Annotated in this window: 22 protein-coding genes; 6 read left to right on the top strand and 16 right to left on the bottom strand. The window is 73.1% G+C overall.

Annotation, left to right across the window (positions count from 1 at the left end; all coding sequences use genetic code 11):
* The 4 genes from ACFWJB_RS27325 to ACFWJB_RS27340 all read right to left on the bottom strand — a co-directional run.
* The coding region (locus ACFWJB_RS27325) for a DUF2510 domain-containing protein (protein ID WP_386925518.1) at window positions 1-179 on the bottom strand (179 nt) is incomplete at its 3' end.
* Between the two features lie 30 nt (window positions 180-209).
* Complete coding sequence (locus tag ACFWJB_RS27330; protein ID WP_386925465.1) at window positions 210-1,001, bottom strand: 3-oxoacyl-ACP reductase; 792 nt, start codon at window positions 999-1,001, stop codon at window positions 210-212.
* On the bottom strand, window positions 998-2,389 hold the full coding sequence (locus ACFWJB_RS27335) for an aldehyde dehydrogenase family protein (RefSeq protein WP_386925467.1): 1,392 nt from the start codon (window positions 2,387-2,389) through the stop codon (window positions 998-1,000). Before ACFWJB_RS27335 ends, ACFWJB_RS27330 begins: the two co-directional genes overlap by 4 nt.
* An 8-nt stretch (window positions 2,390-2,397) precedes the next feature.
* Window positions 2,398-3,762 (bottom strand): glutamine synthetase family protein, encoded by a 1,365-nt coding sequence (locus ACFWJB_RS27340; RefSeq protein ID WP_385458397.1) that lies wholly within the window; start codon window positions 3,760-3,762, stop codon window positions 2,398-2,400.
* Between the two features lie 72 nt (window positions 3,763-3,834).
* Between ACFWJB_RS27340 and ACFWJB_RS27345 the strand changes: the two genes are divergently transcribed.
* Window positions 3,835-4,569, top strand: coding sequence for a FadR/GntR family transcriptional regulator (locus tag ACFWJB_RS27345; protein WP_386925469.1), 735 nt, complete (start codon window positions 3,835-3,837; stop codon window positions 4,567-4,569).
* A gap of 68 nt (window positions 4,570-4,637) precedes the next feature.
* Window positions 4,638-5,339 (top strand): gamma-glutamyl-gamma-aminobutyrate hydrolase family protein, encoded by a 702-nt coding sequence (locus ACFWJB_RS27350; protein ID WP_385458399.1) that lies wholly within the window; start codon window positions 4,638-4,640, stop codon window positions 5,337-5,339.
* 62 nt (window positions 5,340-5,401) lie between these two features.
* Here ACFWJB_RS27350 and ACFWJB_RS27355 read toward each other — a convergent pair whose 3' ends face one another.
* Window positions 5,402-6,358 (bottom strand): LysR family transcriptional regulator, encoded by a 957-nt coding sequence (locus ACFWJB_RS27355; protein WP_385458400.1) that lies wholly within the window; start codon window positions 6,356-6,358, stop codon window positions 5,402-5,404.
* 70 nt (window positions 6,359-6,428) lie between these two features.
* Between ACFWJB_RS27355 and ACFWJB_RS27360 the strand changes: the two genes are divergently transcribed.
* Window positions 6,429-7,586 carry a TDT family transporter gene (locus ACFWJB_RS27360; protein WP_386925472.1) on the top strand — a complete coding sequence of 386 codons (1,158 nt, stop codon included), beginning with the start codon at window positions 6,429-6,431 and terminating at the stop codon, window positions 7,584-7,586.
* Here ACFWJB_RS27360 and ACFWJB_RS27365 read toward each other — a convergent pair.
* From ACFWJB_RS27365 to ACFWJB_RS27380, 4 genes are all read right to left on the bottom strand, one after another.
* A complete protein-coding gene (locus tag ACFWJB_RS27365; protein WP_385458402.1) occupies window positions 7,513-8,241 on the bottom strand; it encodes a helical backbone metal receptor in 729 nt (242 codons plus the stop codon). The two genes, ACFWJB_RS27360 and ACFWJB_RS27365, sit on opposite strands and share 74 nt — an antisense overlap.
* 7 nt (window positions 8,242-8,248) lie before the next feature.
* Window positions 8,249-8,818, bottom strand: coding sequence for a helix-turn-helix domain-containing protein (locus ACFWJB_RS27370; RefSeq protein WP_385458403.1), 570 nt, complete (start codon window positions 8,816-8,818; stop codon window positions 8,249-8,251).
* Window positions 8,819-9,236: 418 nt separating this feature from the next.
* A complete protein-coding gene (locus ACFWJB_RS27375) occupies window positions 9,237-11,852 on the bottom strand; it encodes an ABC transporter permease/substrate binding protein (protein WP_385458404.1) in 2,616 nt (871 codons plus the stop codon).
* On the bottom strand, window positions 11,845-12,933 hold the full coding sequence (locus ACFWJB_RS27380; protein WP_385458405.1) for a glycine betaine/L-proline ABC transporter ATP-binding protein: 1,089 nt from the start codon (window positions 12,931-12,933) through the stop codon (window positions 11,845-11,847). Before ACFWJB_RS27380 ends, ACFWJB_RS27375 begins: the two co-directional genes overlap by 8 nt.
* Window positions 12,934-13,087: 154 nt before the next feature.
* Here ACFWJB_RS27380 and ACFWJB_RS27385 point away from each other — a divergent pair, with 154 nt between their 5' ends.
* Window positions 13,088-14,032, top strand: a complete 945-nt coding sequence (locus tag ACFWJB_RS27385; protein ID WP_385458423.1) for a 5'-3' exonuclease H3TH domain-containing protein — start codon at window positions 13,088-13,090, stop codon at window positions 14,030-14,032.
* Between the two features lie 165 nt (window positions 14,033-14,197).
* Window positions 14,198-15,040 carry a siderophore-interacting protein gene (locus ACFWJB_RS27390; RefSeq protein WP_386925475.1) on the top strand — a complete coding sequence of 281 codons (843 nt, stop codon included), beginning with the start codon at window positions 14,198-14,200 and terminating at the stop codon, window positions 15,038-15,040.
* A 56-nt stretch (window positions 15,041-15,096) separates the two neighbouring features.
* On the opposite strand, the gene ACFWJB_RS27395 is transcribed toward ACFWJB_RS27390, so the two are convergent.
* A complete protein-coding gene (locus tag ACFWJB_RS27395) occupies window positions 15,097-15,678 on the bottom strand; it encodes a GNAT family N-acetyltransferase (protein ID WP_385458407.1) in 582 nt (193 codons plus the stop codon).
* A gap of 80 nt (window positions 15,679-15,758) precedes the next feature.
* On the opposite strand from ACFWJB_RS27395, the gene ACFWJB_RS27400 reads away from it, so the two are divergent.
* A complete protein-coding gene (locus ACFWJB_RS27400; protein WP_386925478.1) occupies window positions 15,759-16,730 on the top strand; it encodes an RluA family pseudouridine synthase in 972 nt (323 codons plus the stop codon).
* Here the strand turns inward: ACFWJB_RS27400 and ACFWJB_RS27405 are convergent.
* From ACFWJB_RS27405 to ACFWJB_RS27430, 6 genes are all read right to left on the bottom strand, one after another.
* A complete protein-coding gene (locus tag ACFWJB_RS27405) occupies window positions 16,724-18,214 on the bottom strand; it encodes a cytochrome P450 (protein ID WP_385458409.1) in 1,491 nt (496 codons plus the stop codon). The genes ACFWJB_RS27400 and ACFWJB_RS27405 overlap by 7 nt on opposite strands.
* A gap of 52 nt (window positions 18,215-18,266) precedes the next feature.
* On the bottom strand, window positions 18,267-18,887 hold the full coding sequence (locus ACFWJB_RS27410; protein ID WP_385458410.1) for an ATP/GTP-binding protein: 621 nt from the start codon (window positions 18,885-18,887) through the stop codon (window positions 18,267-18,269).
* Window positions 18,868-19,272 (bottom strand): DUF742 domain-containing protein, encoded by a 405-nt coding sequence (locus ACFWJB_RS27415; RefSeq protein WP_386925480.1) that lies wholly within the window; start codon window positions 19,270-19,272, stop codon window positions 18,868-18,870. The genes ACFWJB_RS27410 and ACFWJB_RS27415 overlap by 20 nt, the downstream gene beginning before the upstream one ends.
* Window positions 19,269-19,646 carry a roadblock/LC7 domain-containing protein gene (locus tag ACFWJB_RS27420; protein WP_202436838.1) on the bottom strand — a complete coding sequence of 126 codons (378 nt, stop codon included), beginning with the start codon at window positions 19,644-19,646 and terminating at the stop codon, window positions 19,269-19,271. Before ACFWJB_RS27420 ends, ACFWJB_RS27415 begins: the two co-directional genes overlap by 4 nt.
* A 26-nt stretch (window positions 19,647-19,672) precedes the next feature.
* On the bottom strand, window positions 19,673-21,280 hold the full coding sequence (locus ACFWJB_RS27425) for a sensor histidine kinase (protein ID WP_385458412.1): 1,608 nt from the start codon (window positions 21,278-21,280) through the stop codon (window positions 19,673-19,675).
* A gap of 388 nt (window positions 21,281-21,668) precedes the next feature.
* Complete coding sequence (locus ACFWJB_RS27430; RefSeq protein ID WP_386925483.1) at window positions 21,669-24,476, bottom strand: DEAD/DEAH box helicase; 2,808 nt, start codon at window positions 24,474-24,476, stop codon at window positions 21,669-21,671.
* Between the last annotated feature and the right edge of the window lies 1 nt (window position 24,477).

The raw sequence follows: 24,477 nt of genomic DNA on the forward strand, positions 1-24,477 counted from the left end.
GGCCGCCGCTGCCCGGGGCCGCCGCCCGGCGCCCGCGGCACGGCCGGGGGCTGCGGCACGGGCGGGCCGAAGCCCTCGGGCGCACGCCGGTGCTCGGTCCAGGCCGCGCCGTCCCACCAGCGTTCCCGGTGCGGGTCCGACGGGTCGCGGTACCAGCCGGGCGGAGGCGTCATGCTCATCCCGGCACTGTAGGACGCCGGTGCGGCGATCTACAGCGGTGTGACGTAGGCCCCGGAGATCCCGCCGTCCACCAGGAAGTCGGTGGCGTTGACGAAGGAGGAGTCGTCGCTGGCCAGGAAGGCGACGGCGGCGGCGATCTCCTCGGCCTCGGCGAAGCGCCCGACCGGGATGTGCACGAGCCGGCGCGCGGCCCGCTCCGGGTCCTTGGCGAACAGCTCCCGCAGCAGCGGGGTGTCGACCGGGCCGGGGCACAGGGCGTTGACGCGGATGCCCTCCCGCGCGAACTGCACGCCCAGCTCCCGGGACATGGCGAGGACGCCGCCCTTGGAGGCCGTGTACGAGATCTGGCTGGTGGCGGCGCCCATCCGCGCGACGAAGGACGCGGTGTTGATGATCGAGCCCCTGCCCTGGCGCCGCATGTGGGGCAGGGCGGCCCTGCAGCACAGGTAGACGGAGGTGAGGTTGACCTCCTGCACGCGTTTCCAGGCCTCCAGGCCGGTCTCCAGGATGGAGTCGTCGTCGGGCGGGGAGATGCCGGCGTTGTTGAAGGCGACGTCGACGCTGCCGTACGTGTCGTACGCCGCCCGGAACAGTGCCTCGACCTGCTCGGGGTCGGTGACGTCGGTTCTGACGAAGAGGCCGCCGGTCTCCTCGGCCGCCGCCCTGCCCCGGGTCTCGTCCACGTCGCCGCAGACGACGTGGGCACCCTCGGAGGCCAGCCGGCGGGCGGAGGCGAGGCCGATGCCGCTGCCGGCTCCGGTGACGACGGCGGTGCGGCCGGTCAGGCGGCGGCAGATGATCTCCTCGGTCGCTTCGCTCACTGTGCGGGGCCCTCCGGGCTCGTCGGGACGTTGCTGAGGAAGACGTTCTTGGTCTCGGTGAAGGCGGCCAGTGCGTCCGGGCCCAGTTCGCGGCCCAGCCCGGACTGCTTGAACCCGCCGAACGGCGTCCAGTAGCGCACGCTGGAGTGGGAGTTGACGGACAGGTTCCCGGCGCGCACGGCGCCCGACACGCGCAGGGCGCGGCCGACGTCCCGGGTCCACACGGAGCCGGAGAGGCCGTAGTCGGTGGCGTTGGCCAGGCGGATCGCGTCGGCCTCGTCCTCGAAGGGCAGGACGACGGCGACGGGCCCGAAGACCTCCTCGACGGCCACCCGGGCGTGCGGGTCGACGCCGGTGAGGACGGTGGGCGGGAACCAGAAGCCGGGGCCGCCCTCGGGTGCCTTGCCGCGGATGCCGGCCGCGCCGTCGGGGACGTAGGAGCGGACGCGGTCCAGGTGGGTCCGGGAGATCAGCGGGCCCATGTCGGTGTCCTCGTCGGCCGGGTCGCCGACGCGGACGGACTCGACGGCGGGGGCGAGGAGGTCGAGGAAGCGGTCGTGGACGGCGCGCTGGACGAGGATGCGGGTGCGGGCACAGCAGTCCTGGCCCGCGTTGTCGAGGAAGGACATGGGGGCGGCGGCCGCGGCGGCCTCCAGGTCGGCGTCGGCGAAGACGATGTTCGGGCTCTTGCCGCCGAGTTCGAGGGTGACGGGCTTGAGCAGGGCCGCCCCCGCGGCGGCCACCCGGCGGCCCACGGCGGCCGACCCGGTGAACACGATCTTGGCGACGCCCGGGTGCCGGACGAGCGCGTCGCCCGTGACCGGGCCGCGTCCGGGCAGCACCTGGAGCAGGCCCTCCGGCAGGCCGGCCTCCAGCGCCAGTTCGCCCAGGCGCAGAGCGGTCAGCGGGGTCGTCTCGGCGGGCTTGAGGAGGACCGCGTTGCCGGCCGCGAGCGCGGGGGCCGTGCCCCAGGCGGCGATCGGCATCGGGAAGTTCCAGGGCGCGATGACGCCGACCACGCCGAGCGGTTCGAGGAGGGTCACGTCGAGGCCGCCCGCCACCGGGATCTGCCGGCCGGTGAGCCGCTCCACTCCCCCGGCGGCGTAGTCGAGCAGGTCACGCACGTTGCCCGCCTCCCAGTGGGCGTTGCCGACGGTGTGCCCGGCCTCCCGGACCTCCAGCCGGGCGAGCTCCTCCAGGTGGCCGTCGACGGCGGCGGCGAAGCGGCGCAGCAGCCGGGCCCGGTCGCCCGGCGCGAGGGCCGCCCAGGCCGTCTGGGCCCGCGCCGCCCGGACGACGGCGGCGTCCACGTCGGCGGCGGAGGCGGCGGGGACGGTCGCGAGGACCTCTTCGGTGGCGGGGTTCAGTACCCGCAGGTCGTCGGGCAACGGGGGCCTCACAGGCGTTCGAAGGAGCGGCGCAGCTCCCAGTCCGTGACCGCGGCGTCGAAGGCGTCGAGTTCGACGCGTGCCATGTTGCGGTAGTGGGCGACGACCTCGTCGCCGAAGGCGGCCCTGGCGATGGCGCTGTTCTCCCACAGCTCGGCGGCCTCGCGCAGGGTGGTCGGGACGTGCGCGAAGCCGGCGGCGTAGGCGTTGCCCGGGCAGGGATCGGGCAGCTCCAGGCGCTGTTCGACGCCGTGGAGGCCGGCCGCGACCATGCCGGCCACCGCGAGGTACGGGTTGACGTCGCCGCCGGGGAGCCGGTTCTCGAAGCGCAGGGAGCGGCCGTGGCCGACGACGCGCAGGGCGCAGGTGCGGTTGTCGTGCCCCCAGGCGACCGCGGTCGGGGCGAAGGAGCCGGGCTGGAAGCGCTTGTAGCTGTTGATGTTCGGGGCGTAGAGGAGCGAGAACTCCCGGAGCGCCGCGAGCTGGCCGGCGAGGAAGTGCCGCATGACCTCGGACATGCCGCCCTCCCGGTCGCCGGGCATGACGGTGTTCCCGTCGGCGTCCGCGAGGGAGAGGTGGATGTGGCAGGAGTTGCCCTCGCGTTCGTTGTACTTGGCCATGAAGGTGAGCGACATGCCCTCCTGGGCGGCGATCTCCTTGGCGCCGGTCTTGTACACGGCGTGCTGGTCGCAGGTGACGAGGGCCTCGTCGTAGCGGAAGACGATCTCGTGCTGGCCGGGGTTGCACTCGCCCTTGGCGGACTCGACGGCGAGGCCGGCGCCGGCCATCTCGTTGCGGATGCGGCGCAGCAGGGGTTCGACGCGGCCGGTGCCGAGCACCGAGTAGTCGACGTTGTACCGGTTGGCCGGGGTTAGGGCGCGGTAGTCGGCGTCCCAGGCCTGTTCGTAGGTGTCCCGGAAGACGATGAACTCCAGTTCCGTGCCGGCCCGGGCGGTCCAGCCGTGTCCGGCCAGGCGGTCCAGCTGGCGGCGCAGGATCTGGCGGGGCGCGGCGGACACCGGGGAGCCGTCGGCCCAGGCGAGGTCGGCGACGGCCAGGGCCGTGCCCCCGTTCCAGGGCAGGCGGCGCAGGGTGTCCAGGTCGGCGTGCAGGGCGAAGTCGCCGTAGCCGCGGTCCCAGGAGGACATCGCGTAGCCGTCGACGGTGTTCATGTCGGTGTCGACGGCGAGGAGGTAGTTGCAGCCCTCGGTGCCGTGCTCGAGGACCTCGTCGAGGAAGAAGCGCGCGGCGAACCGCTTGCCCTGCAGGCGCCCCTGCATGTCCGGGAAGGCCAGGACGACGGTGTCGATCTCACCGCCCGCGACCAGGGCGTGCAGTTCCTCGACGCCGAGCGGGGCTGTGCGGTCTGCCACGGAGGGGCCTCCTTCCGACCGGGACCCATAAGGTATTGCCGGGAACCATTGTTGGGAAGGGGGCGCGGCGGTATGCCGGAGGGGAACGGTGGGAGCGTGCCGGACCGGCTCACGCCGGTGCTGCGGCCGGTGCGGGCCGGCAACGGCTTCGAGGAGGCGCTGGAGCAGATCCTCCAGGTGGTCCGGCTGGGCCTGGTGCCGGCGGGCGGGCGGCTGCCGGCCGAGCGGGAGCTGGCGGAGCGGCTGGGGGTCAGCCGGGTGACGCTGCGCGAGGTCCTGAAGGTGCTCCAGGACCAGGGGCTGCTGGAGGCCCGGCGCGGCCGGTACGGCGGCACGTTCGTGCTGCCCCGCCCGGACGCGGGCGGCGAGGACGAGCTGCGGCGCCGGATCGCCGGGGTCGACCTCGAGGACGTGCTGCGCTTCCGGGAGGTGCTGGAGGTGGGCGCGGCCGGGCTGTGCGCGGCGCACGGGCTGACGGGCGGGCGGGCGGCGCGGCTGCGCGCGGCGCTGGACGCCACGCACGACGCGCCGCTGGCGGAGTACCGGCGGCTGGACACGATGCTGCACCTGGCCCTCGCGGAGCTGTGCGGCTCGCCGACGCTGACCGCGCAGTACGCGGCCGTCCGGGCGAGCGTGAACGGCCTGCTGGACTGCATCCCGCTGCTGGTGCGCAACCTGGAGCACTCGCAGCGGCAGCACACCGCGCTGGTGGAGGCCGTGCTCGACGGGGACGCGGACGGAGCGCGGGAGATCACGCGGGAGCACTGCGCGGGGACGGCCGCACTGCTCCGTGGCTTCCTGGCGTGAGCGTTACGCGCGCGGGCCGGCCGGCAATGGTATGACGACGGTCCTTTGGTACTTCACCGGGAGGTCGGATGGGTGACAGGCCGCTGATCGGCGTCAGTACGTATCTGGAGCCCGGGGCGCGCTGGGGGGTCTGGGAGCTGGAGGCGGCGCTGCTGCCCGCCGCGTATCCACGGCTCGTGCAGCGGGCGGGCGGACTGGCCGCTCTGCTCCCGCCGGACGCGCCGGAGCACGCCGCCGCGGCCGTCGCCCGCCTCGACGGCCTGGTCGTCGCGGGCGGCCCGGACGTGGAGCCGGTCCGCTACGGCGCCGAGCGCGACCCGCGCACCGGTCCGCCCGCACGCGCCCGCGACGCGTGGGAGCTCGCGCTCGTCGGGGCGGCCCTCGCGGCACGCGTCCCGCTGCTGGGCGTCTGCCGGGGCATGCAGCTGCTGAACGTCGCGCTGGGCGGCACGCTCGTGCAGCACATCGAGGGCCACGCGGAGGCGGTGGGCGTGTTCGGCGGCCATCCGGTCACACCGGTGCCGGGGACGCGGTACGCCGGGGTGGTGGCGGAGGAGATGTTCGTGCCGACGTACCACCACCAGGCGGTGGAGCGGCTCGGCGCGGGCCTGGTCGTCTCGGCGTACGCGGCGGACGGAACGGTGGAGGCGGTCGAGCTGCCGCCCGCCGACGGCTGGGCCCTGGGCGTGCAGTGGCATCCGGAGATGGGCGAGGACGACCGCGTGATGCGGGCCCTGGTGGACGCGGCGACGCGGGTCGGCTCCGCCTGAACGACCCCGGCGGCGGGGCCGCCCGCCCCGGGGTGCCGGCCGCTCACCGCCGGTGGGCCGGGTCAGCCCCGGGTCAGGGACAGCAGTCGGCGTGCCGGGCCCGTCGGGCGGTGGCCCGTCGGCCACACGGCGCGCAGGTCGCGGGCCAGGGCGACGTCCGCCACGGGCACGCTGACCAGGCGCCGCGTCGTGAGTTCCTCGCCGACGGCGAGTTCGCTGAGGACCGCGGGGCCGGCGCCGCCGACCGCGGCGGCCTTCACCGCGGTGGTCGACGACAGCTCGATCAGGGGACGGGCCAGGCCGCCCAGGGCCGCGTCCAGGACCTGCCGGGTGCCCGAGCCCTCCTCCCGCAGGATCAGCGGGGTCGCCGCCAGCTCCTGCGCGGCCAGCGGGCGGCGCCGCCGGGCCCACGGGTGCGTGGGTGCCGCCACGACGATCAGCCGGTCGTGGGCGATGACGGCGGAGTCCAGACCCGCCGGGACGCTCACGCCCTCCACGAACCCCAGATCCGCCTCGTCGGCCAGCAGCCGCTCCGCCACGGCCGCCGAGTTCCCGGCTAGCAGCGACACGGCCGTGTCCGGAAGCTGGCCGCGCAGCGCGACCAGCCAGCCCGGCAGCAGGTACTCGGCGATGGTCATGCTCGCCGCCACCCGCAGCCGTGAGTCGCGCCGGTCCCGCAGCGCCTGCGCGCCCGCGTCGAACGCCTCGGCCGCCTCCACGATCCGGCGCGCCCAGTCCGTGACCAGCGCACCGGCATCGGTGAGCCGGGAGCCGCGCGGCGAACGGTCCACCAGGGCCACCCCGAGCTGGCGCTCCATCGAGCGGACGCGGCTGCTGGCGGCCGGCTGGGTGATGCCCAGCTCGCGCGCCGCCGCGCCGAGACTGCCCAGCCGCGCCACCGCCAGCAGCAGCTCCAGTGCGCCGAGATCCGGCACCCGGTGCGACAGCGAGCCCGCGACGTGCCGCCCCGGCTCGCCGGGTCCGTCCTCCCCGTTGCCCCTGACACTCCAGCTGCTCATAACCCCAGCTTATGCCCCCATAGGGACATGGTCCCTGGTCAGGGGCTTCGGGCGCCGGGACGGTAGGAGCATGGTCACCGCAGCCCAGCCCTTGTCCCCCACCCCCGTCCCGGTACGGCGTGTCCCGGCCGTCCGTCATCTCGGTCCGAACTGGTACGCGTGCGTCATGGGCACCGCCGTCGTCGGCACCGCGGGCGCCGGGCTCCCCCGGCAGGTGCCGGGTCTGCGCCCCGTCTGCACCGCCGTCTGGGCGCTGTCCCTGGCCGTGCTGGCGGCCCTGCTCCTGGCCCGGTCCCTGCACTGGCGGTACCACCGCGACCAGGCCCGCGCCCATCTGCTGGATCCGGCGGCGGCCCCCTTCTACGGCTGCCTCTCCATGGCCCTGCTGGCGGTCGGCGGCGGCGCCGTGACCGTGGGCCGGGACTGGACCGGCGGGCCGGCCGCGGTCGCCCTCGGCACGGTGCTGTTCACCGCCGGTACGGCGATCGGGCTCGCGGCGGCGGTCGCCGTGCCGTACCTGATGGCCGTACGGCACCGGATGGAGCCGGGTCAGGCCACCCCGGTCTGGCTGCTGCCGCTCGTCGCGCCGATGGTGTCCGCGGCCGTCGGCCCGCTGCTGGTGCCGCGTCTGCCGCCGGGCCAGCCCCGCGCGACGCTGCTGCTGGCCTGTGTCGCGATGTTCGGGATGAGTCTGCTGGCGACGCTGGTGACCCTCCCGGTGATCTTCGGGAGGCTGCTGACGGGCGGCCCGCTGCCGCTCGCGCTCACCCCGTCGCTGTTCCTGGTGCTCGGCCCGCTCGGGCAGTCCACGACCGCCGTGGGGAAGTTCGCGGACGCGGCCCCCGGTGTGCTGCCCGGCCCGTACGCCGAGGGGTTCGCCGTGTTCGCCGTCCTGTACGGCGTTCCGGTGACGGGTTTCGCGCTGCTGTGGCTGTGCCTGGCCGCCGCGCACGTCGTGCGGGCCCGGCGCCGGGGCATGCGCTTCTCGATGACGTGGTGGTCGTTCACCTTCCCGGTGGGGACCTGTGTCACCGGCGCCGAGGCGCTGGCCCGGCACACCGGTCTCGCCGCCTGCGAGGTGCTCGCCCTCGTCCTGTACGCGCTGCTCGTCGCCGCCTGGGCCGTCGCCGCCGTGCACACCGGGCGCGGGCTGGTCAGCGGCGCGCTGCTCGCAGGGCCGCGCCCAGCCGCCGGGGCGCCTCGGCCAGTGACGGCCCATACCAGGTGAGGGACCGTCCGTCGACGAGGGCGCAGGGCAGGCCGGGGAAGGCGTCCGGGCCGTCGGCGGCGGTGAAGCGGTACGGCTCGTCCGGCAGCACCACGACGTCCGGGCGGGCCGCCCGCAGTTCGTCGACCGGGACCCTCGGGTAGCGCTCGGCGTGGCCGGCGTACAGGTGGTCCACACCGAGGCGGGCGAGCACGTCGCCGGCGAAGGTGTCGCGGCCCAGCACCATCCAGGGCCGGCGCCAGACCGGCACGACGGCCGTGACGCGCTGCTCCGCGGCAGACGGGGCCGGCACGGCCGACCAGGCCTGCTCGGCCGCGTCCAGCCACCCGGGCCGGGACGGCGCGCCGCAGGCAGCCAGCACCCGGGCGAGTTCCACGAAGGCCTGTGCCACGGTGCGCACCTCGGTGACCAGGACCTCGACACCGGCCGCGCGCAGCGCCTCCAGGTCGGGGGCCCGGTTCTCCTCCTCGTTGGCGAGCACCAGGTCGGGCGAGAGGGCGAGGATCCGCTCGACGTCCGGGTTCTTCGTGCCGCCGATCCGGGCGGCGTCGAGACCGGCCGGGTGCGTGCACCAGTCGGTGACGCCGGCCAGGACGCCGGGGACCGTGCGGGCCACGGACTCGGTCAGGGACGGCACCAGGGAGACGACTCTCACCGCGGCCTCACCGGCGCGGCCGGTTCCGTACGGCCTCGATGTGCTCGGCGACGGCGACGACGATCAGCCGCGTGTCGGGCACCGTCGCCCGCCAGCGGTGGCGCACCCCGCCGGTCAGGTACAGGGTGTCGCCGCGGCCCAGCCGGTAGGCGCGCCCTTCTGCCTCGATCTCCACGGCACCCTCGGCGACGAACATCAACTGGTCGTTGCGGTACTGCAGTTCCCGGCCCGCGTCGTGGTCACCGGTGAACTCGGATGCGTGCATCTGGTGGTGGCCGCGCACCAGGGAGCGCACCCTGGGCCCGAGTTCGGGGTCGGGGTCCTCGGCCCGGACCACGTCCACGCTGCACGCGGGGTCGGCGGCGGCGAGCAGCTCCACGGCGGTGGTGCGCAGGGCGTCGGCCACCTTCTCCAGGGAGGTCTGGCTGGGGCGGGCCCGGTCGTTCTCGATCTGGCTCAGGAAGGGCACGGACAGGCCGCTGCGCTCGGAGACCACGGCGAGCGTGAGCTCCAGGGTCCGGCGGCGGCGCCGTACGGCCGCGCCCACTCGAAGGTGCTGGTCTTTGTGGTCGCCCATCGCTCCGGCTCCCTCCTTCGCCCGTCGCCGTGGTCCCGCCGTCCCGTGCCGGGGCACCGTCCCCCGAGGGGTTCCCTGCACCCTACGCATGTTCGGCAAACCGTTTCATGCGGCCGTCACATCGCTGTCACGGTGCGGTGGCCGCGACCTCTCGGTTCTCGCCACGCGACGAGCCGCCCGCTTCGTGCGGCGGGCACCCTACCGGTTCAAGGCACCGGCGGCTCCCGGTGTTCCCGCCGGTCCGCATCATGTCGCCGACCGTCCCGCGAGGCGGTGTGGCACTCCGTGGTTGTCCGGATCCCGACCGTGGTCCGGCGGAGAAACGACCCGAGGGGTGGGCCTCGCGCTCGGGAAGCGCGGGGACCCACCCCTCGGGGGCGTCCGGTGCGGAAGGCCGTCCTACCGCCGGTTCATCCGGTCACTGCGGGGTCATGCGCCCGACCATGTCCGGGTGTTCCTTCAGCCAGTCGGCCACCGCCTGCTCCTCGTGCCCCTGACCGCGGTTCTTGATCTCGGCCTCCAGGCTGCCGAGCTCGTCCTCGCTCATGTGGAAGTTCTTGATCCACTTGGTGAGCTGCGGGTACTGCCCGGGGAACTTCTCGCTGGAGATCGTACGGATCGTGTTGCCCTCGCCGAAGGCCTTCTTGGAGTCCTTCAGCTTGGTCAGCCCGTACTCGCTGTACGCCCAGTGCGGCGACCACAGGACGACGGCGACCGGCTCGTGCTTCGCGTAGGCCCGCTTGAGCTCGGCCAGCATCGCCGGGGTGGAGCCGTCGACGACCTTGTACTCCTTGTCCAGGCCGTAGCCCGGCAGGACCTCGTCCTTGAGGAGCTGCATCTCGCCGGTGCCGGGCTCGATGCCGATGATCCTGCCGTCGAAGAGACCGGCCTTGCCCTTGAGGTCCGCGAGGGACTTGACGTCCTTCACGTACGAGGGGACGGCGATCTCCAGGGAGGTCGGCTCGTACCAGGTGCCCAGGTCGGTGAGTCTGTCCTTGTTCTTGTCCCAGTAGTTCTTCTGGGCGTGGGGCAGCCACGCGTCGAAGTTGAGGTCGATGTCGCCGGAGGCCAGGCCGGTGTAGACCGGGCCGACGTCCATCTGCTTGAGGTTCAGCTTGTAGCCGCGCCGTTCCAGGACGTTCTTCCACAGGTAGGTGACGGCGACGTCCTCGTCCCAGGGGAACCAGGCGACGTCCACGGCGCGCTCGGCCTCGGCCGGGGTGGCGCCGGAGCCGCCCTGCACGGGGGCCAGCTTGTCGACGAGGCCCGGGTTGGACTCGAGCCAGGTGCGCACGGCGTCCTGCTGCTTGCCCTTGCCGGCCTTGTTGATCTCGGCCTCGAGGCTGGTGAGCTGCTTCTCGGTGAGCTCGAAGTCCTTCATCCACTGGGCGACGGTGGGGTCGTCGCCGGCGAAGCCCTTGCGGGACAGCGTGTGCACGCCGTCGCCCTGGCCCCAGGCGCCCTTCGGGTCCTTCAGCTTCTTCAGGTCGAGGTCGTTGTACGCCCAGTGCGGGGACCAGAGCGTGACGACGATCGGTTCCTTCTTGCTCATGGCCCGCTTCAGCTCGGCCAGCATCGCCGGCGTGGAGCTGTCGACGACCTTGTACTCCTTGTCCAGGCCGTACTCGCCGAGGACCTTGCTCTTCAGCAGGGCCATCTCGCCCGCGCTGGACTCGATGCCGGTGACCTTGCCGCCGAACAGGCCGGCCTTGCCCTTGAGGTCCGCCAGCGAGTCGACGTCCTTCATGTAGGCGGGGACGGTCAGCTCCAGGGAGGTGTTGTCGTACCAGGAGCCGAGGTCGTCGAGCCGGTCGCCGTACTTCTTCCAGTACTGCTCGTGGGTGGTCGGCAGCCAGGAGTTGGTGACGACGTCGATGTCACCCTGGGCGAGGGAGGTGTAGAGCGGCCCGGCGTCGAACTGCTTGGCCTCCACCTCGTAGCCGCGCTGTTCGAGCATCTCCTTCCACAGGAAGGTGGAGGCGACGCCCTCGTCCCACGGGACGTAGCCGAGGGTGACCTTCTTGCCCTGGCCGACGTTCTTGCCCTCGGCGACGCCCTCGGTGTCGCCGGAGCCGCCGAAGATGCCCATGCCGCCGGCCACGAGGCCCAGGACGACGACGCCGATCACGGCGACCTGCGGGCGGGGCCGGTAGGACCAGATCTTCAGACCGCTCGCGGCCCGGGCCTTGGCGGCGGCGCGCCGGCCCAGCGGCGACACCTGGGTGCCCAGGGCACTGGTCATGCGGTCGAGGTAGATCGCCAGGATGACGATGGCGACGCCGGCCTCGGAGCCGAGGCCCACGTTGAGCTGGCCGATGGCCTCGTTGACGTCGCCGCCGAGGCCGCCGGTGCCGACCATGCCGGCGATAGCGGCCATGGACAGGCCGAGCATGATGACCTGGTTGACGCCCGCCATCACCGTGGGCAGCGCCAGCGGGAGCTGGACGCGCAGCAGCGTGTTGCGGGGGCTGGTGCCGAAGGCCTCGGCGGCCTCGACCAGTTCCTTGTCGACCTGGCGGATGCCCAGCTCGGTCATGCGCACGCCCGGGGCGAGCGCGAAGATCAGGGTGGCGACGATGCCCGCGGAGGCGCCGGTGCCGAAGAACAGGATCGCCGGGATGAGATAGATCATCGCGGGCAGCGTCTGCATGAAGTCCAGCACCGGCCGGACGATGCCGCTGACCCGGTCGGAGCGGGCGGCCCAGATGCCCACGGGCACCGCGACGACCAGCGCGATGATGGTGGCGACGAGCACCAGCGCCAGGGTGATCATCGCGTTCTCCCACAGTTCCAGGGAGACGATGAACGCGAATCCGAGGAAGGTGAGGACACCGGCGACGGTGCCGCGCAGCCAGAAGGCGATGACGGCGAAGATGCCGACCAGGAGCAGCGGTTCGGGCGCCTGGAGGACGGCGTTGATGCCGTCGTAGGTGCCGGTGAAGACGGTCTTCAGGAAGTCGAAGAGCCACGCGACGTGCTGGAGCAGCCAGTCGACGGCGTCGTTGACCCAGTCGCCGAGCGGAATCCTAGGCACGGGCCATCACCTTCTCGGGGCCCTTGCCGCGCCGGGAGTCGCAGGTGCCGGCGTCGGCCTGCTCGTCGCCCAGGAAGCCGATCAGGCGGCGGGACGGGACGACGCCCACCAGGTCCCCGTCGCCGTCGACGACCGCGACGGGGTGCGGGACGCGCGCGCTGATGGCGCACAGCTCGGTGAAGGGCGTGCCGGGCGTGGCCGTCTCGCAGTCGCAGTCGGCCTCGTCGCCGCGCAGTTCCGTCTCCATGACGGCACCCGCGGTCAGGACGCGGGAGCGGTCGACGTCCTGGGTGAAGGAGGCGACGTAGTCGTTGGCGGGACGTATGAGGATGTCCTGCGCGGTGCCGATCTGCACGATGCGGCCGTCGCGCATGACGGCGATGCGGTCGCCCAGGCGCATGGCCTCGTTGAGGTCGTGGGTGATGAAGACGATGGTCTTCTTCAGGGTCTTCTGCAGCTCGATCAGCTGGTCCTGCATGTCGCGGCGGATCAGCGGGTCGAGGGCGCTGAAGGACTCGTCCATCAGCAGCAGATCGGCGTCGGTGGCGAGCGCGCGGGCGAGGCCGACGCGCTGCTGCATGCCGCCGGACAGCTCGTCCGGCCACGACTTCTCCCAGCCGGCCAGGCCACACAGGGCGAGCGCCTCGTCGGCGCGGCGTTCGCGCTCGGCGCGGGGCACGCCCTGCACTTCAAGACCGTAGGCAGCGTTGTCACGGACGCTGCGGTGGGGGAAGAGCGCGAAGTGCTGGAAGACCATGCTGATCTTCTTCGAGCGGACCTCGCGGAGCTGCCGCTCGCTGATCTCGGTGAGGTCCTCGCCGCCGAAGCGGACGTGTCCGGCGGTCGGCTCCAGCAGCCCGTTGAGCATGCGCAGCAGCGTGGACTTGCCGGATCCGGACAGCCCCATGACCACGAAGATCTCGCCGGGCTCCACGGTGAAGGAGGCGTCGATGACGGCGGCCGTGGTGCCGTCGGCGCGCAACTCCTCCCGGTCGGCAGACTTGCGCAGTCGTTCGACCGCCTGATCCGGTTTTCTGCCGAACACCTTGTACAGGTGCTCGGCCTCTAGCCTCGCTGACACGCTTACCTCTTGGCTCGGGGGCAGGACAGGGATACGAAGACTGGCTAACAGTTGAACGAATCAACCAGCTACGACCCGGCTGCGCGCCTGCCCTGATCGTCCCGACCCAAACACATGAGTGACCCAGTTCACACGCCCTCCGCCGCCCGCCCCCATGACCTGCGGCATGATGCGAGGCGTGACCGGACGACTGATGCTCCTCGACACCGCCTCCCTCTACTTCCGCGCCTACTTCGGCGTACCGGACTCCGTGAAGGCCCCCGACGGCACACCGGTGAACGCCGTGCGCGGACTCCTCGACTTCATCGACCGCCTGGTGAAGGACCACCGTCCCGACCACCTGGTCGCCTGCATGGACGCCGACTGGCGCCCGCACTGGCGGGTGGAGCTCATCCCCTCCTACAAGGCGCACCGCGTCGCCGAGGAGCGGCCGGCGGGGCCGGACACCGAGGAGGTGCCCGACACGCTGTCCCCGCAGGTGCCGGTCATCGAGGCCGTCCTGGACGCGCTCGGCATCGCCCGCGTCGGAGTGCCCGAGTACGAGGCGGACGACGTGATCGGCACGTACACCGCCCGCGCGACGGGACCGGTGGACATCGTCACCGGCGACCGCGACCTCTACCAGCTCGTCGACGACGCCCGGGGCGTGCGCGTGCTCTACCCGATCAAGGGCGTCGGCACGCTCCAGCTCACCGACGAGGCGGTGCTGCGCGAGAAGTACGGCGTGGACGGCCGCGGGTACGCCGACCTGGCGTTGCTGCGCGGCGACCCGAGCGACGGCCTGCCGGGCGTGGCCGGCATCGGGGAGAAGACGGCCGCCAAGCTGCTCGCCGAGTTCGGTGACCTCGCCGGGATCCTCGCGGCGGTCGACGACCCGGCGGCGAAGCTCACCCCCTCGCAGCGCAAGCGGCTGACCGAGGCCCGGCCCTACCTCGCGGTCGCCCCCACCGTCGTCCGGGTCGCCGGCGACGTCCCGCTGCCGGACGTCACCACCGCCCTCCCGCACGCCCCGCGCGACCGGGCCGCGCTGGACGCGCTCGCGTCCCGCTGGGGTCTGGGCGGATCCCTGGAACGGCTGCTGACGACACTCACCGCCTGAGCCGTACCGTCGGGGTGCGGGCACCGCCCGCGCCCCGAATCAGGTCCCGGACGAGGGGAAGCCGTACTGTGCGCCCGCGAGCTCGGGGAGTCGTGGACCGCGAGGTCCCGACGGTGACGGGGATGCTAACTTAGGTAAACCTAACTCAGGGACTGGGAGGCCGTCATGGCAGAGCGTCCGGGCCGCAGGCCGCGCAAGCCGCACACCGCGCAGGTCGTCCGCACCGAGCGGCTGACCCCGCACATGCACCGCGTGGTCCTCGGCGGTGAGGGTCTCTCCGCGTTCTCCGCGGACACCTGCACCGACCACTATGTGAAGCTGCTGTTCCCCGCCGAGGGCGTGACCTACCCGGAGCCCTTCGACATGGAGCGGATCCGCGAGGAGTTCCCGCGCGAGCAGTGGCCGGTGACCCGGACCTACACGGTCCGCCAGTGGGACGCCGAGCACCGCGAGCTGACCCTCGACTTCGTGATCCACGGCGACGAGGGCCTGGCCGGCCCCTGGGCGCGGCGCGTCCGGCCCGGCGAGACCGTCCGTTTCCTGGGCCCCGGTGGCGCCTACGCCCCCGACCCCGCCGCCGACTGGCACCTGCTCGCGGGCGACGAGAGCGCGCTGCCCGCGATCGCCCGGTCCCTGGAAGCGCTGCCCGACGGCGCCCGCGCGTTCGCCTTCGTCGAGGTCGAGGGCCCCCAGGAGGAGCAGAAGATCGACTCCGACGTGGAGGTCGTCTGGCTGCACCGCGACGGCCGCCCGGTGGGCCAGGCCCTGGTCGAGGCCGTGCGCGGCCTGGACTTCCCCGAGGGCCGGGTGCACGCGTTCGTGCACGGCGAGGCGGGCTGCGTGAAGGAGCTGCGCCGGCTGCTGCGGGTGGAGCGGGAGATCCCCCGCGAGGACCTGTCCATCTCCGGGTACTGGCGGCTCGGCCACAACGAGGACGGCTGGCAGGCGTCCAAGCCCGAGTGGAACGCCCGCGTCGAGGCCGAGCAGGAGGGCGCGCCGGCCGCGTAGGACAGGTCGGCGGTCCCGCCCCGCCCGGCCGCGGGGCGACCGCGGGATGCCCCGCCTCAGTCGCCGCGCACGCGCGCGTGCAGGTGCATGTCGTGCCAGCCGTCGGGGTGCAGCACGGCCTGCCGTTGGGTGCCCTCGAGGGCGAATCCGGTCTTCTCCGCGACGCGGCAGGACGCCTCGTTGGCGACCGAGTGCACGAGCTCCAGCCGCTGGAAGCCGATCTCGTCCAGGGCCCAGCGGGAGAGCGCGGTCGTGGCGCGCGCGGCGACGCCCCGGCCGCGGGCCGGCGCCGCGGTCCAGTAGGCGACCTCGGCGACGCCGTCGCCGAGCACCACCTCCCGGAACGCCACCCGGCCGAGGAGCCCGTCGGTCGCCGCGTCCGCGACCGCCCACTGCGGCGCCCGCTCCTCCTCCCAGGCCTGCTGCCACTCGGCGATCCAGCCGCGCACCTCCTCCTCGGAGTCGGCGGCGCGCGCGTGCCACCGGTGCATCACGGGGTCCTGGAAGACGGCGTGGACGGCGGGCGCGTCCTCGGTGCGCCAGGGGCGCAGGACCAGGCCGTCGCCGGCCGGGATCACGGGCTGCGGGGTGCGGGAGAGGGTGCCGGGCGGAAGGACGGGACGCGTCAGAAAGGGCATGACCGGCATCCTGTCAACGGCGGTCGTGGGCGGACCATCCGTTTTCCGGGGCCGCCCCCGGCCTCGTACGCTGGCACCCGATGAGACGCCGTACCCCTCCCCCGCCCTCGCCCCTCCCCCAGCGCCACGGGGTGGACCCGGTACGGGTGCGGCTGCCGGCCGCCGGGCCGTGGGCCACCGTGCGCGAGCACCTGGTGGAGCGGCTGTCCGGCGCGGGCGCCGGAACGGTCGAGGACATGTTCGACGCGGGCCGGATCGTCGGGGCCGACGGACGGCCCGTCGCGGCGGACGCGCCGTACGAGCCGGGGCTGTACGTCTGGTTCCACCGCGACCTGCCGCCGGAGGTGCCGGTGCCCTTCCCGCTGGAGGTCGTGCACCGCGACGAGCACATCGTCGTCGCCGACAAGCCGCACTTCCTGGCCACCACCCCGCGCGGCGGCCACGTCACCGAGACGGCGCTCGCCCGGCTCCGCCGCGAGCTCGGCGTCCCGGCGCTCGGCGCCGCGCACCGCCTGGACCGGCTCACCGCCGGCCTGGTGCTGTTCACCGTCCGCCCCGAGGAGCGCGGCGCCTACCAGTCGCTGTTCCGCGACCGGCGGGTGCGCAAGGAGTACGAGGCGGTCGCGCCCTACGACCCCGCGCTCGCCCTGCCCCGCACCGTGCGCAGCAGGATCGTGAAGGAGCGCGGGATCCTGGCCGCCCGGCAGGTCGAGGGCGAGCCGAACGCCGTGACCCGCGTCGAGCTGACCGGGCACCGCGGCCCCGGCCCGGCGGGCGTGCCGGCGCTGGGGCGGTACCGGCTGGTGCCCGCCACCGGGCAGACCCACCAGCTGCGCGTGCACCTGAGCGCGCTCGGCGTGCCGATCCTCGGCGATCCGCTCTACCCCGAGGTGGCCGCGCCCGTAGCGGCCGGCGACTTCCGGCGGCCCCTGCAACTCCTGGCGCGGGAGCTGTCGTTCACCGATCCGGTCACGGGGCGCGAGCACCGGTTCCTGAGCGGGCGGTCCCTCGGGGCGTGGGCGGCGTACGAGGAGTGGGCCGGCGGTCAGTAGCCGCGCCACCAGAGCAGGAAGCGCTGCCACGCTCCCGCGGGGCGGGCCGGTGCCGTGGGCCCGGGCGTCGCGGCCGTCGCCGTGGGAGCGGTGGGCGCGGCCGGTTCCGGGGCCGTGGGCGCGGGTTCCGGTGACGGCGGCGGGGTGCCGACGTGCCAGGCGGCGCGCTGCCGCGGTTCGTCGGTGTGGCTGGGCCGCTGGTTCACCTCCTGCTGCGGCCGCGGTTCGAACCGCACCGGCAGCTCCACCAGGTGGCGCGACGCGATCGACGACCGCCAGCCGAGCTCGTCCTCGGCGCAGTCGAGCCGTACGTCCGGCAGCCGCATCAGCAGCGCGTCGATGCCGGCGTCCGCGATGGCGCGCCCGATGTCCTGGCCGGGACACTCGTGCGGGCCGCCGCCGAAGGCGAGGTGGGAGCGGTTGCCCTGCATGCCCGCGTCCAGGTCGGGGCGGATGCGCGGGTCGACGTTGCCCGGTGCGATGCCGAGCAGCAGTCCGTCGCCCGCGCGGATGCGCCGGCCGCCCAGTTCCGTGTCCTGCTTGGCGAAGTAGGCGAAGACCGTGCTGAACGGCGGCTCGTCCCACAGGGACTGCTCGACCGCCTCGGGCACCGTCATCTGACCGCCGCTGAGCTGGGCGCGGAAGCCCGGGTCGGTGAGCACCACGCGCAGCACGTTGCCGATGAGGTTGACGGTCGCCTCGTAGGCGGCGAGCAGGACCAGCCGCAGGTGTTCCCTGACCTCGTCGTCGGTGAGCCCGGCCGGGTGGGCGACGAGGTGACTGGCCATGTCGTCGGCGGGCCGGGCCCTGCGGGCGGCGGTGAGCCGTCCGAGGGCGTCCATGACGTAGGCGTGGCTGGCGATGGCCGTCTCGGTGCCCTTGAGCGTGTCGCGGGCGGCCTCCACCATGCGGTCGGTGTACTCGTCCGGCATGCCGAGGACCTCGCACATCACGCCCATCGGCAGGTGCTCGGCGAACTCGCCGACGAGGTCGGCGCGGCCCTCCTCGCAGAAGCGGTTGACGAGGCGCTGGGTGTGCCGCGTGATGTGCCGGCGCAGCCCGCGGTAGTCGATCGTGGACATGGCCCCGGTGACCGCGCCGCGCAGCCGCTTGTGCTCGTCGCCCTCGGCGTGCGAGCAGATCGGCTGCCAGGCGATGTGCGGCATGAGCGGGTGGTCCGGCTTGACCATGCCCTCGTTGAGCGGGGTCCAGATCCGGCTGTCGCGGGAGAACTGGGCCGGGGTGCTCACCATGTGGAGGTTCTCGGCGTGGCCGAGGACCACCCACATCGGCACGTCGTCGTGGAGCAGCACGGGCGCCACCGGCCCGTACTGTTCCCGCAGCTTCTCGTAGAGCTCGTCCAGGTCCTCCGTCTCGTGCAGCCGGCGCAGTCCGCCCGGTCCGAGGCCGTGCGCGGGGCAGCCGGGAGGCGGTCCGGGCAGCAGGTCGCCCGTTCGGGTCGGGGAGTGGCGTTCAGGCGTCACAGGGTCGCTCCGCAACAGGGGTGAGAGTCGGTCAGGGGGGCGTCCGGGCGGGTCAGGTGAGCGCGCCCTTGAGGGCGAGGGAGTGCAGGAGGCGCATCAGCGTCATCAGGACGTCCCGGCTGGAGGCCCGGCGCCGTACGTCGCAGTCGAGGATGGGGATCTCCTCGGGCAGGTCGAGAGCGGTGCGCAGTTCCGCGACGGGGTGACGGGGCGCGTCGGGGAAGGAGTTGACGGCGACGACGAAGGGCACGCCGCGTTCCTCCAGCCGCCCCATGACGTCGAAGCTGACCTCCAGGCGGCGGGTGTCCACCAGCACCACCGCACCGAGCGCGCCCTCGAACAGGCCGTTCCACAGGAACCAGAAGCGCTCCTGGCCGGGCGTGCCGAACAGGTACAGCACCAGCTGGTCGGTGATGGTGATGCGGCCGAAGTCCATGGCGACGGTGGTGGCGGTCTTGGAGGCGGAGCCGTAGTTGTCGTCCACGCCGACGCCCGCCTGGGTCATCGTCTCCTCCGTGGTCAGCGGTCTGATCTCGCTGACCGAGCCGACCATGGTGGTCTTGCCGACCCCGAAACCGCCCACGATGACGATCTTCACGGCGGCCTCGGCCGTGTGCGGCAGCCGGTCCTCCGTCCGTGGGCCCGGAATCGTGTCAGAGCTTTTGAAGTCCATGCATCACCGCTTCGAGAAGGGATCGGTCGGCGGCCTTCTGGCGGACGACCGGGGCGCGGGCCTGCACCAGTTCCGCCGTCAGCAGGTCGGTGAGCAGCACGGTCACCACACTGAACGGCAGGCTCAGGTAGGCCGACAGCTCGGCTACGGACAGGGGTGCGGCGCACAGCCGCAGCAGGGCCGCCTGTTCCGGTGTGGCGGACACCGGCGGGTCGGCGCGGGCCACGATCAGCGTGACCAGGTCGATGTCGGCGCGCTCGCCGCCTCCGTCCCCGCCGATGACGAACAGCCGCTCGGGGTTGCGGAGTTCGCCTTCCGCGGGTGGCGGGGGCGCCGGGGACGGATCGTGGCCGGGGGTTCGCCTCTGGCGCCGCGGAGGAGTCATACGGTCTGCCCGTTGCGCCGCGCGGGGCTGGTCAGGTGGGGTCCGATGCGGGCGACGAGGTCGGCCATGCTGAGGCTCATCCGGCCGGGCTCGCAGCGGACGTCGGAGAGCACGGCGAGGAAGGCGTTGGGGCCGGCGGCCATCAGGTAGAAGTAGCCGCCGTTCATCTCGATGATGACCATCTTCATCTCGCCGTCGCTGGTGGGGATCTCCTGGGCGACGGCCCCCGCCAGGCTCTGCAGGCCCGCGCAGGCCGCGGCGACCCGGTCGGCGGCGTCCGGGTCGCCGGAGTAGCGGGCGATGCGCAGTCCGTCGGCGGAGAGCACCACGATCATCTCGATGCCCGGTACGCCGTCGTAGAGGTCCCTGAGCATCCAGTCGAACTTGCCCTGCTGTTCGATCACTTGAGGTTCCCCTCGTCGTCGGCCGGGGCGCCGGCCGGCCGGCTGGTGGACTGCTGGTGGGCCTGGGTCAGGCCCGGGTGCTGCTTGAGGCCCTCCCAGAAGGCCTCGACCCACTGCCCCGGCGGGGTGGTCTCGGCCGGCTCGGGCTCGGGCTCCGCCGGGATGCCGTTCCGGGTCCGTTCGGCGGCCTCCCGGGCCTCGCGCTCGGCGTCCTCGCGCTCCCAGACCGCCTGTTCGGCGAGCCGCCGGCTGAGCGGCATCTTCACCCGGCTGCGGCGCTGCGGGAGGCCGCCCGCCGTCCACTCGGTGACCTCGGGGACGTCGTCCTCGAGCGAGACCGTGGCCGGGACGCGCGGGCTGGTGGGGCGGCGCTTCTTGGGCCTGCGCTGGGGGCCGGGGAGGGCGTCGGGGCCCGGGGTGGGGATCGAGGTCGCGCCGATGCCGTGGGCGAGGCCGACGCCGGGCTCGGTGGTCAGCATCGTGCCGGGCACGATGAGGATGGCGCGGACCCCGCCGTACGCGGAGGCCCGCAGCGAGACGTCCATGCCGTACTGGGTGCACAGCCGGCCGACGACGGACAGGCCCAGGCGGGGGTGCTGGCTGAGGTCCTGCACGTCCGTGCCGCGCTTGGCGTCCTCGAGCAGGCCCTCGATGCGGGCGCGGGACTCCTCGCTGAGGCTGACGCCGGCGTCCTCGATCTCGATGCACACGCCGCTCTGCACCTCGGTCGCGGTGACGTGCACCTTGGACCCGGGCGGCGAGTAGCGGGTGGCGTTGTCGAGGAGTTCCGCGGCGGCGTGGATGACCGGCTCGACCGCGGTGCCCTTGATGTTGACCTTGGCGATGGAGGCCAGGTTGATCCGGCGGTACTCCAGGATCCGGGACATGGCGCCGCGCAGCACGCTGTAGAGCGCGACGGGGTCGGGCCACTGGCGTCCGGGCCGGCCGCCGCCGATGACGGAGATGGAGTCGGCGAGGCGGCCGATCAGCGCGGTGCCGTGGTCGATGCGCAGGAGGTCGTCGAAGACCTCGGGGTTGCGTCCGTGGTCCTCCTCCATCTCGCGCAGTTCCTTGTTCTGCTGGTGGACGATCGCCTGGACGCGTCGGGCGATGTCGACGAAGGAGCGCTCGGCGGACTCGCGCATGGCGTCCTGGTGGTCGATGATCGCGCACACCGAGCGGATGAGATGCCGTTGCGGCTCGCCGAGGTCGGCGTAGGAGGCGTCGAGTTCGGGCAGGTGCCGCATCGTCTCGTCGGGTGTGTTGCCCCGGCGCATGTGGCGGACGGCGGCGGGCAGGATCTCGCCGCCGATGCGGGCCATCTCCTCGTGGTGCCCGGCGACCCGCCGTTCCAGATACGCGCTGTGACGGGCGTGTTCGGCGCGCAGCGCGCGCAGGGCACGGCCGCGGCGTACCGCTTCGGCCGCCGTGGCGACCACCAGCAGCGTGGCGACGGCGCCGCACCAGCCGACGGCGGGGCGGGCCGGGTCCGTCACCAGGGCGACGGCGGCCCCGGTCGCCGCGGCCATCAGTATGACGGGGAGCAACAGCGTCCGCGCGTAAGGAAGTTCACGGCGCCCTGGAGGGGAATCAACACTCACCATGTAGGCCCTCTGAAACGAGTCGGCGGGGATGGGGAAGCTTGCAGGGGGGTATGTGTGCGGGAGCTGACGGGACGTTCGGCGCATTGGGAACAAGCGCGCGAATCCACCTCAACTCGGTGCGCTGCGGGCGAGCCTAGTCCGAGCGGATCATCGTCGTGTCATATTCGGCAAGCACCTGAAACGGGCATGGGTGCCGGAGTAGCCTCGGGTTCATTTGCACGCTGGGCAGTCGTTCGAACACCTTGAGTAAGGGCGTGCGGGCGTGCGAATACCACTCACCGTGACGAGTGATCGGGACGCCGTGCCCCGGAAGCACGAAGGCCCGGCGGGGCGCGGTCCGCCCGCGTGTACGGGGACGGACCGCGCCCTGCCGGGCCGGTGGGGCGGATCAGCCCACGGACGAGTAGGCGACCACTCCGCGCAGCAGCCCTTCGACCGCCTTGCGGGCGTTCTTCGGGACCGTCGAGCCCTCGCGGGGCGCGGCCGCCGCGATCTGGCCGAGGACGTCGATGACCTGCTTGCACCAGCGCACGAAGTCACCGGCCGGCATCTCCGCCTCGCGGAGCACCTCGTCGAGGCCCTTGCCGGACGCCCACTCGTGGGCCGCCCAGGCGAAGCCGAGGTCGGGCTCGCGCTGGCCGACCCCCTCGGTCTGGCTGATCCGGAACTCCTCCTCCAGGGCGTCCAGCCGTCCCCAGATGCGCACCGTCTCGCCGAGCGCGGCCTTGGCCTTCCCGGAGGGCACCTTCGGGGCCATCGCGTCGTCGGCGACCCGCGACTCGTAGACCAGCGCCGAGACACAGGCGGCGAGCTCGGCCGGGGAGAGCCCCTCCCAGACGCCCTCGCGCAGGCACTCGCTGGCGAGCAGGTCGAGTTCGCCGTACAGCCGGGCGAGCCGCTTGCCGTGCTCGGTGACCTCGTCGGCGCGCAGGTAGTCCATCTCGGTCAGCAGGGCGACGATCCGGTCGAAGGTGCGGGCGATGGTGTTCGTCCGTCCCTCGATCCGGCGCTCCAGCTGGGAGGTGTCACGCATCAGCCGGTGGTAGCGCTCGGCCCAGCGGGCGTGGTCCTCGCGGTCGTCGCAGCCGTGGCAGGGATGGGCGCGGATGGCCTTGCGCAGCCGGGCGATCTCCCGGTCGTCGGCCGCCTGGGAACGCTTCTTGCGGGCCCGCTCCGGCGGGATGTGGCCGGCCTTGGTGCGCAGCGCGGAGGCGAGGTCCCGACGGGACTGCGGGGAGCGCGGGTTGAAGGACTTCGGGATGCGCATCCGCTCCAGCGCCTCGACGGGCACCGGGAAGTCCATCGACGCCAGCCGCTTGACCTGCCGCTCGGCGGTCAGCACCAGCGGGCGCGGGCCGTCGTGGTGCTCGAAGCCGCGGTGGCCGTTGGAGCGTCCGGCGGGCAGGCCCGGGTCCAGCACCAGGGCGAGACCGGCGTACTTGCCCGTCGGCACGTGGATCACGTCACCCGGCTTCAGCTTCTCCAGCGCCACGGCGGCCTCGGCGCGCCGCTGGCTGACGCCCTGCCGGGCCAGTTCGGTCTCGCGGTCCTTCAGCTCGCGGCGCAGCCGCGCGTACTCCTCGAAGTCACCGAGGTGGCAGGTCATGGAGGCCTTGTAGCCCTCCAGGCCTTCCTCGTTGCGCTGGACCTGCCGGGAGATGCCGACGACCGACTTGTCGGCTTGGAACTGCGCGAAGGAGGTCTCCAGCAGCTCCCGCGAGCGGTGCCGGCCGAACTGCTCGACCAGATTGACCGCCATGTTGTACGACGGCCTGAAGCTGGAGCGCAGCGGGTAGGTACGGGTGCCGGCCAGCCCGGCCAGGTGCTCGGGGCTCATGCCGCGCTGCCACAGCACGACGGCGTGGCCCTCGACGTCGATGCCGCGCCGGCCGGCCCGGCCGGTGAGCTGCGTGTACTCGCCGGGGGTGATGTCGGCGTGCTGCTCGCCGTTCCACTTGACCAGCTTCTCCAGCACCACCGAGCGGGCGGGCATGTTGATGCCGAGGGCGAGGGTCTCGGTGGCGAAGACGGCCTTGACCAGGCCGCGCACGAAGAGCTCCTCGACGACCTCCTTGAAGGTCGGCAGCATGCCCGCGTGGTGGGCGGCTATGCCCCGCTCCAGCCCCTCCAGCCACTCGTAGTAACCGAGGACGTGCAGGTCCTCGGCCGGGATGGAGGCGGTGCGCTCCTCGACGAGGGCGCGCACCTCGGCGCGCGCGTCGTCGTCGTTCAGCCGCAGTCCGGCGTACAGGCACTGCTGGACGGCGGACTCGCACGCGGCCCGGCTGAAGATGAACGTGATCGCGGGCAGCAGGCCCTCGGAGTCGAGCCGCTCGATGACCTCGGGCCGGCCCGGCGTCCAGATGCGGGAGCGCTGTCTGCGCTCGCGCTCGCGGTCGGCCTCCCGCATGTGCCGGCCCCGGCGGCGGTCCTGGTACGAGGGGCGGGTCGCCTCCATGCGGGCCATGCGCATGAGGTCCGGGTTGACGGCCTTCTTGTGGCCCTCGCCCTCCTCGAACAGGTCGTACATGCGGCGCCCGGCCAGCACGTGCTGGAACAGCGGCACCGGACGGTGCTCGGAGACGATCACCTGGGTGTCGCCGCGCACCGTGTCCAGCCAGTCGCCGAACTCCTCGGCGTTCGACACGGTCGCCGACAGCGACACCAGGGTCACCGACTCGGGGAGGTGGATGATCACTTCCTCCCACACGGCGCCGCGGAAGCGGTCGGAGAGGTAGTGCACCTCGTCCATCACCACGTAGCCGAGGCCGAGGAGGGTCTGCGAGCCGGCGTACAGCATGTTCCGCAGCACCTCGGTGGTCATCACGACCACCGGGGCGTCGGAGTTCACGCTGTTGTCGCCGGTGAGCAGCCCCACCTTGTCGGCGCCGTAGCGGCGGCACAGGTCGGCGTACTTCTGGTTCGACAGGGCCTTGATGGGTGTCGTGTAGAAGCACTTCTTGCCCTGCTGGAGGGCGAGGTGGACGGCGAACTCGCCGACGATCGTCTTGCCGGAGCCGGTGGGCGCGGCGACCAGCACGCCCTTGCCGGCCTCGAGTGCCTGGCAGGCCTCGATCTGGAAGGGGTCGAGGCCGAAGTCGTACATCTCGCGGAAGGCCGCGAGCGCGGTGGCCTGCTCGGCAGCACGCTGACGGGCTGCCGCGTACCGCTCGGCCGGTGAGAGATCCTCTGTCATC

It is taken from the genome of Streptomyces sp. NPDC127100 (assembly GCF_042724095.1).
Lineage (GTDB): Bacteria > Actinomycetota > Actinomycetes > Streptomycetales > Streptomycetaceae > Streptomyces.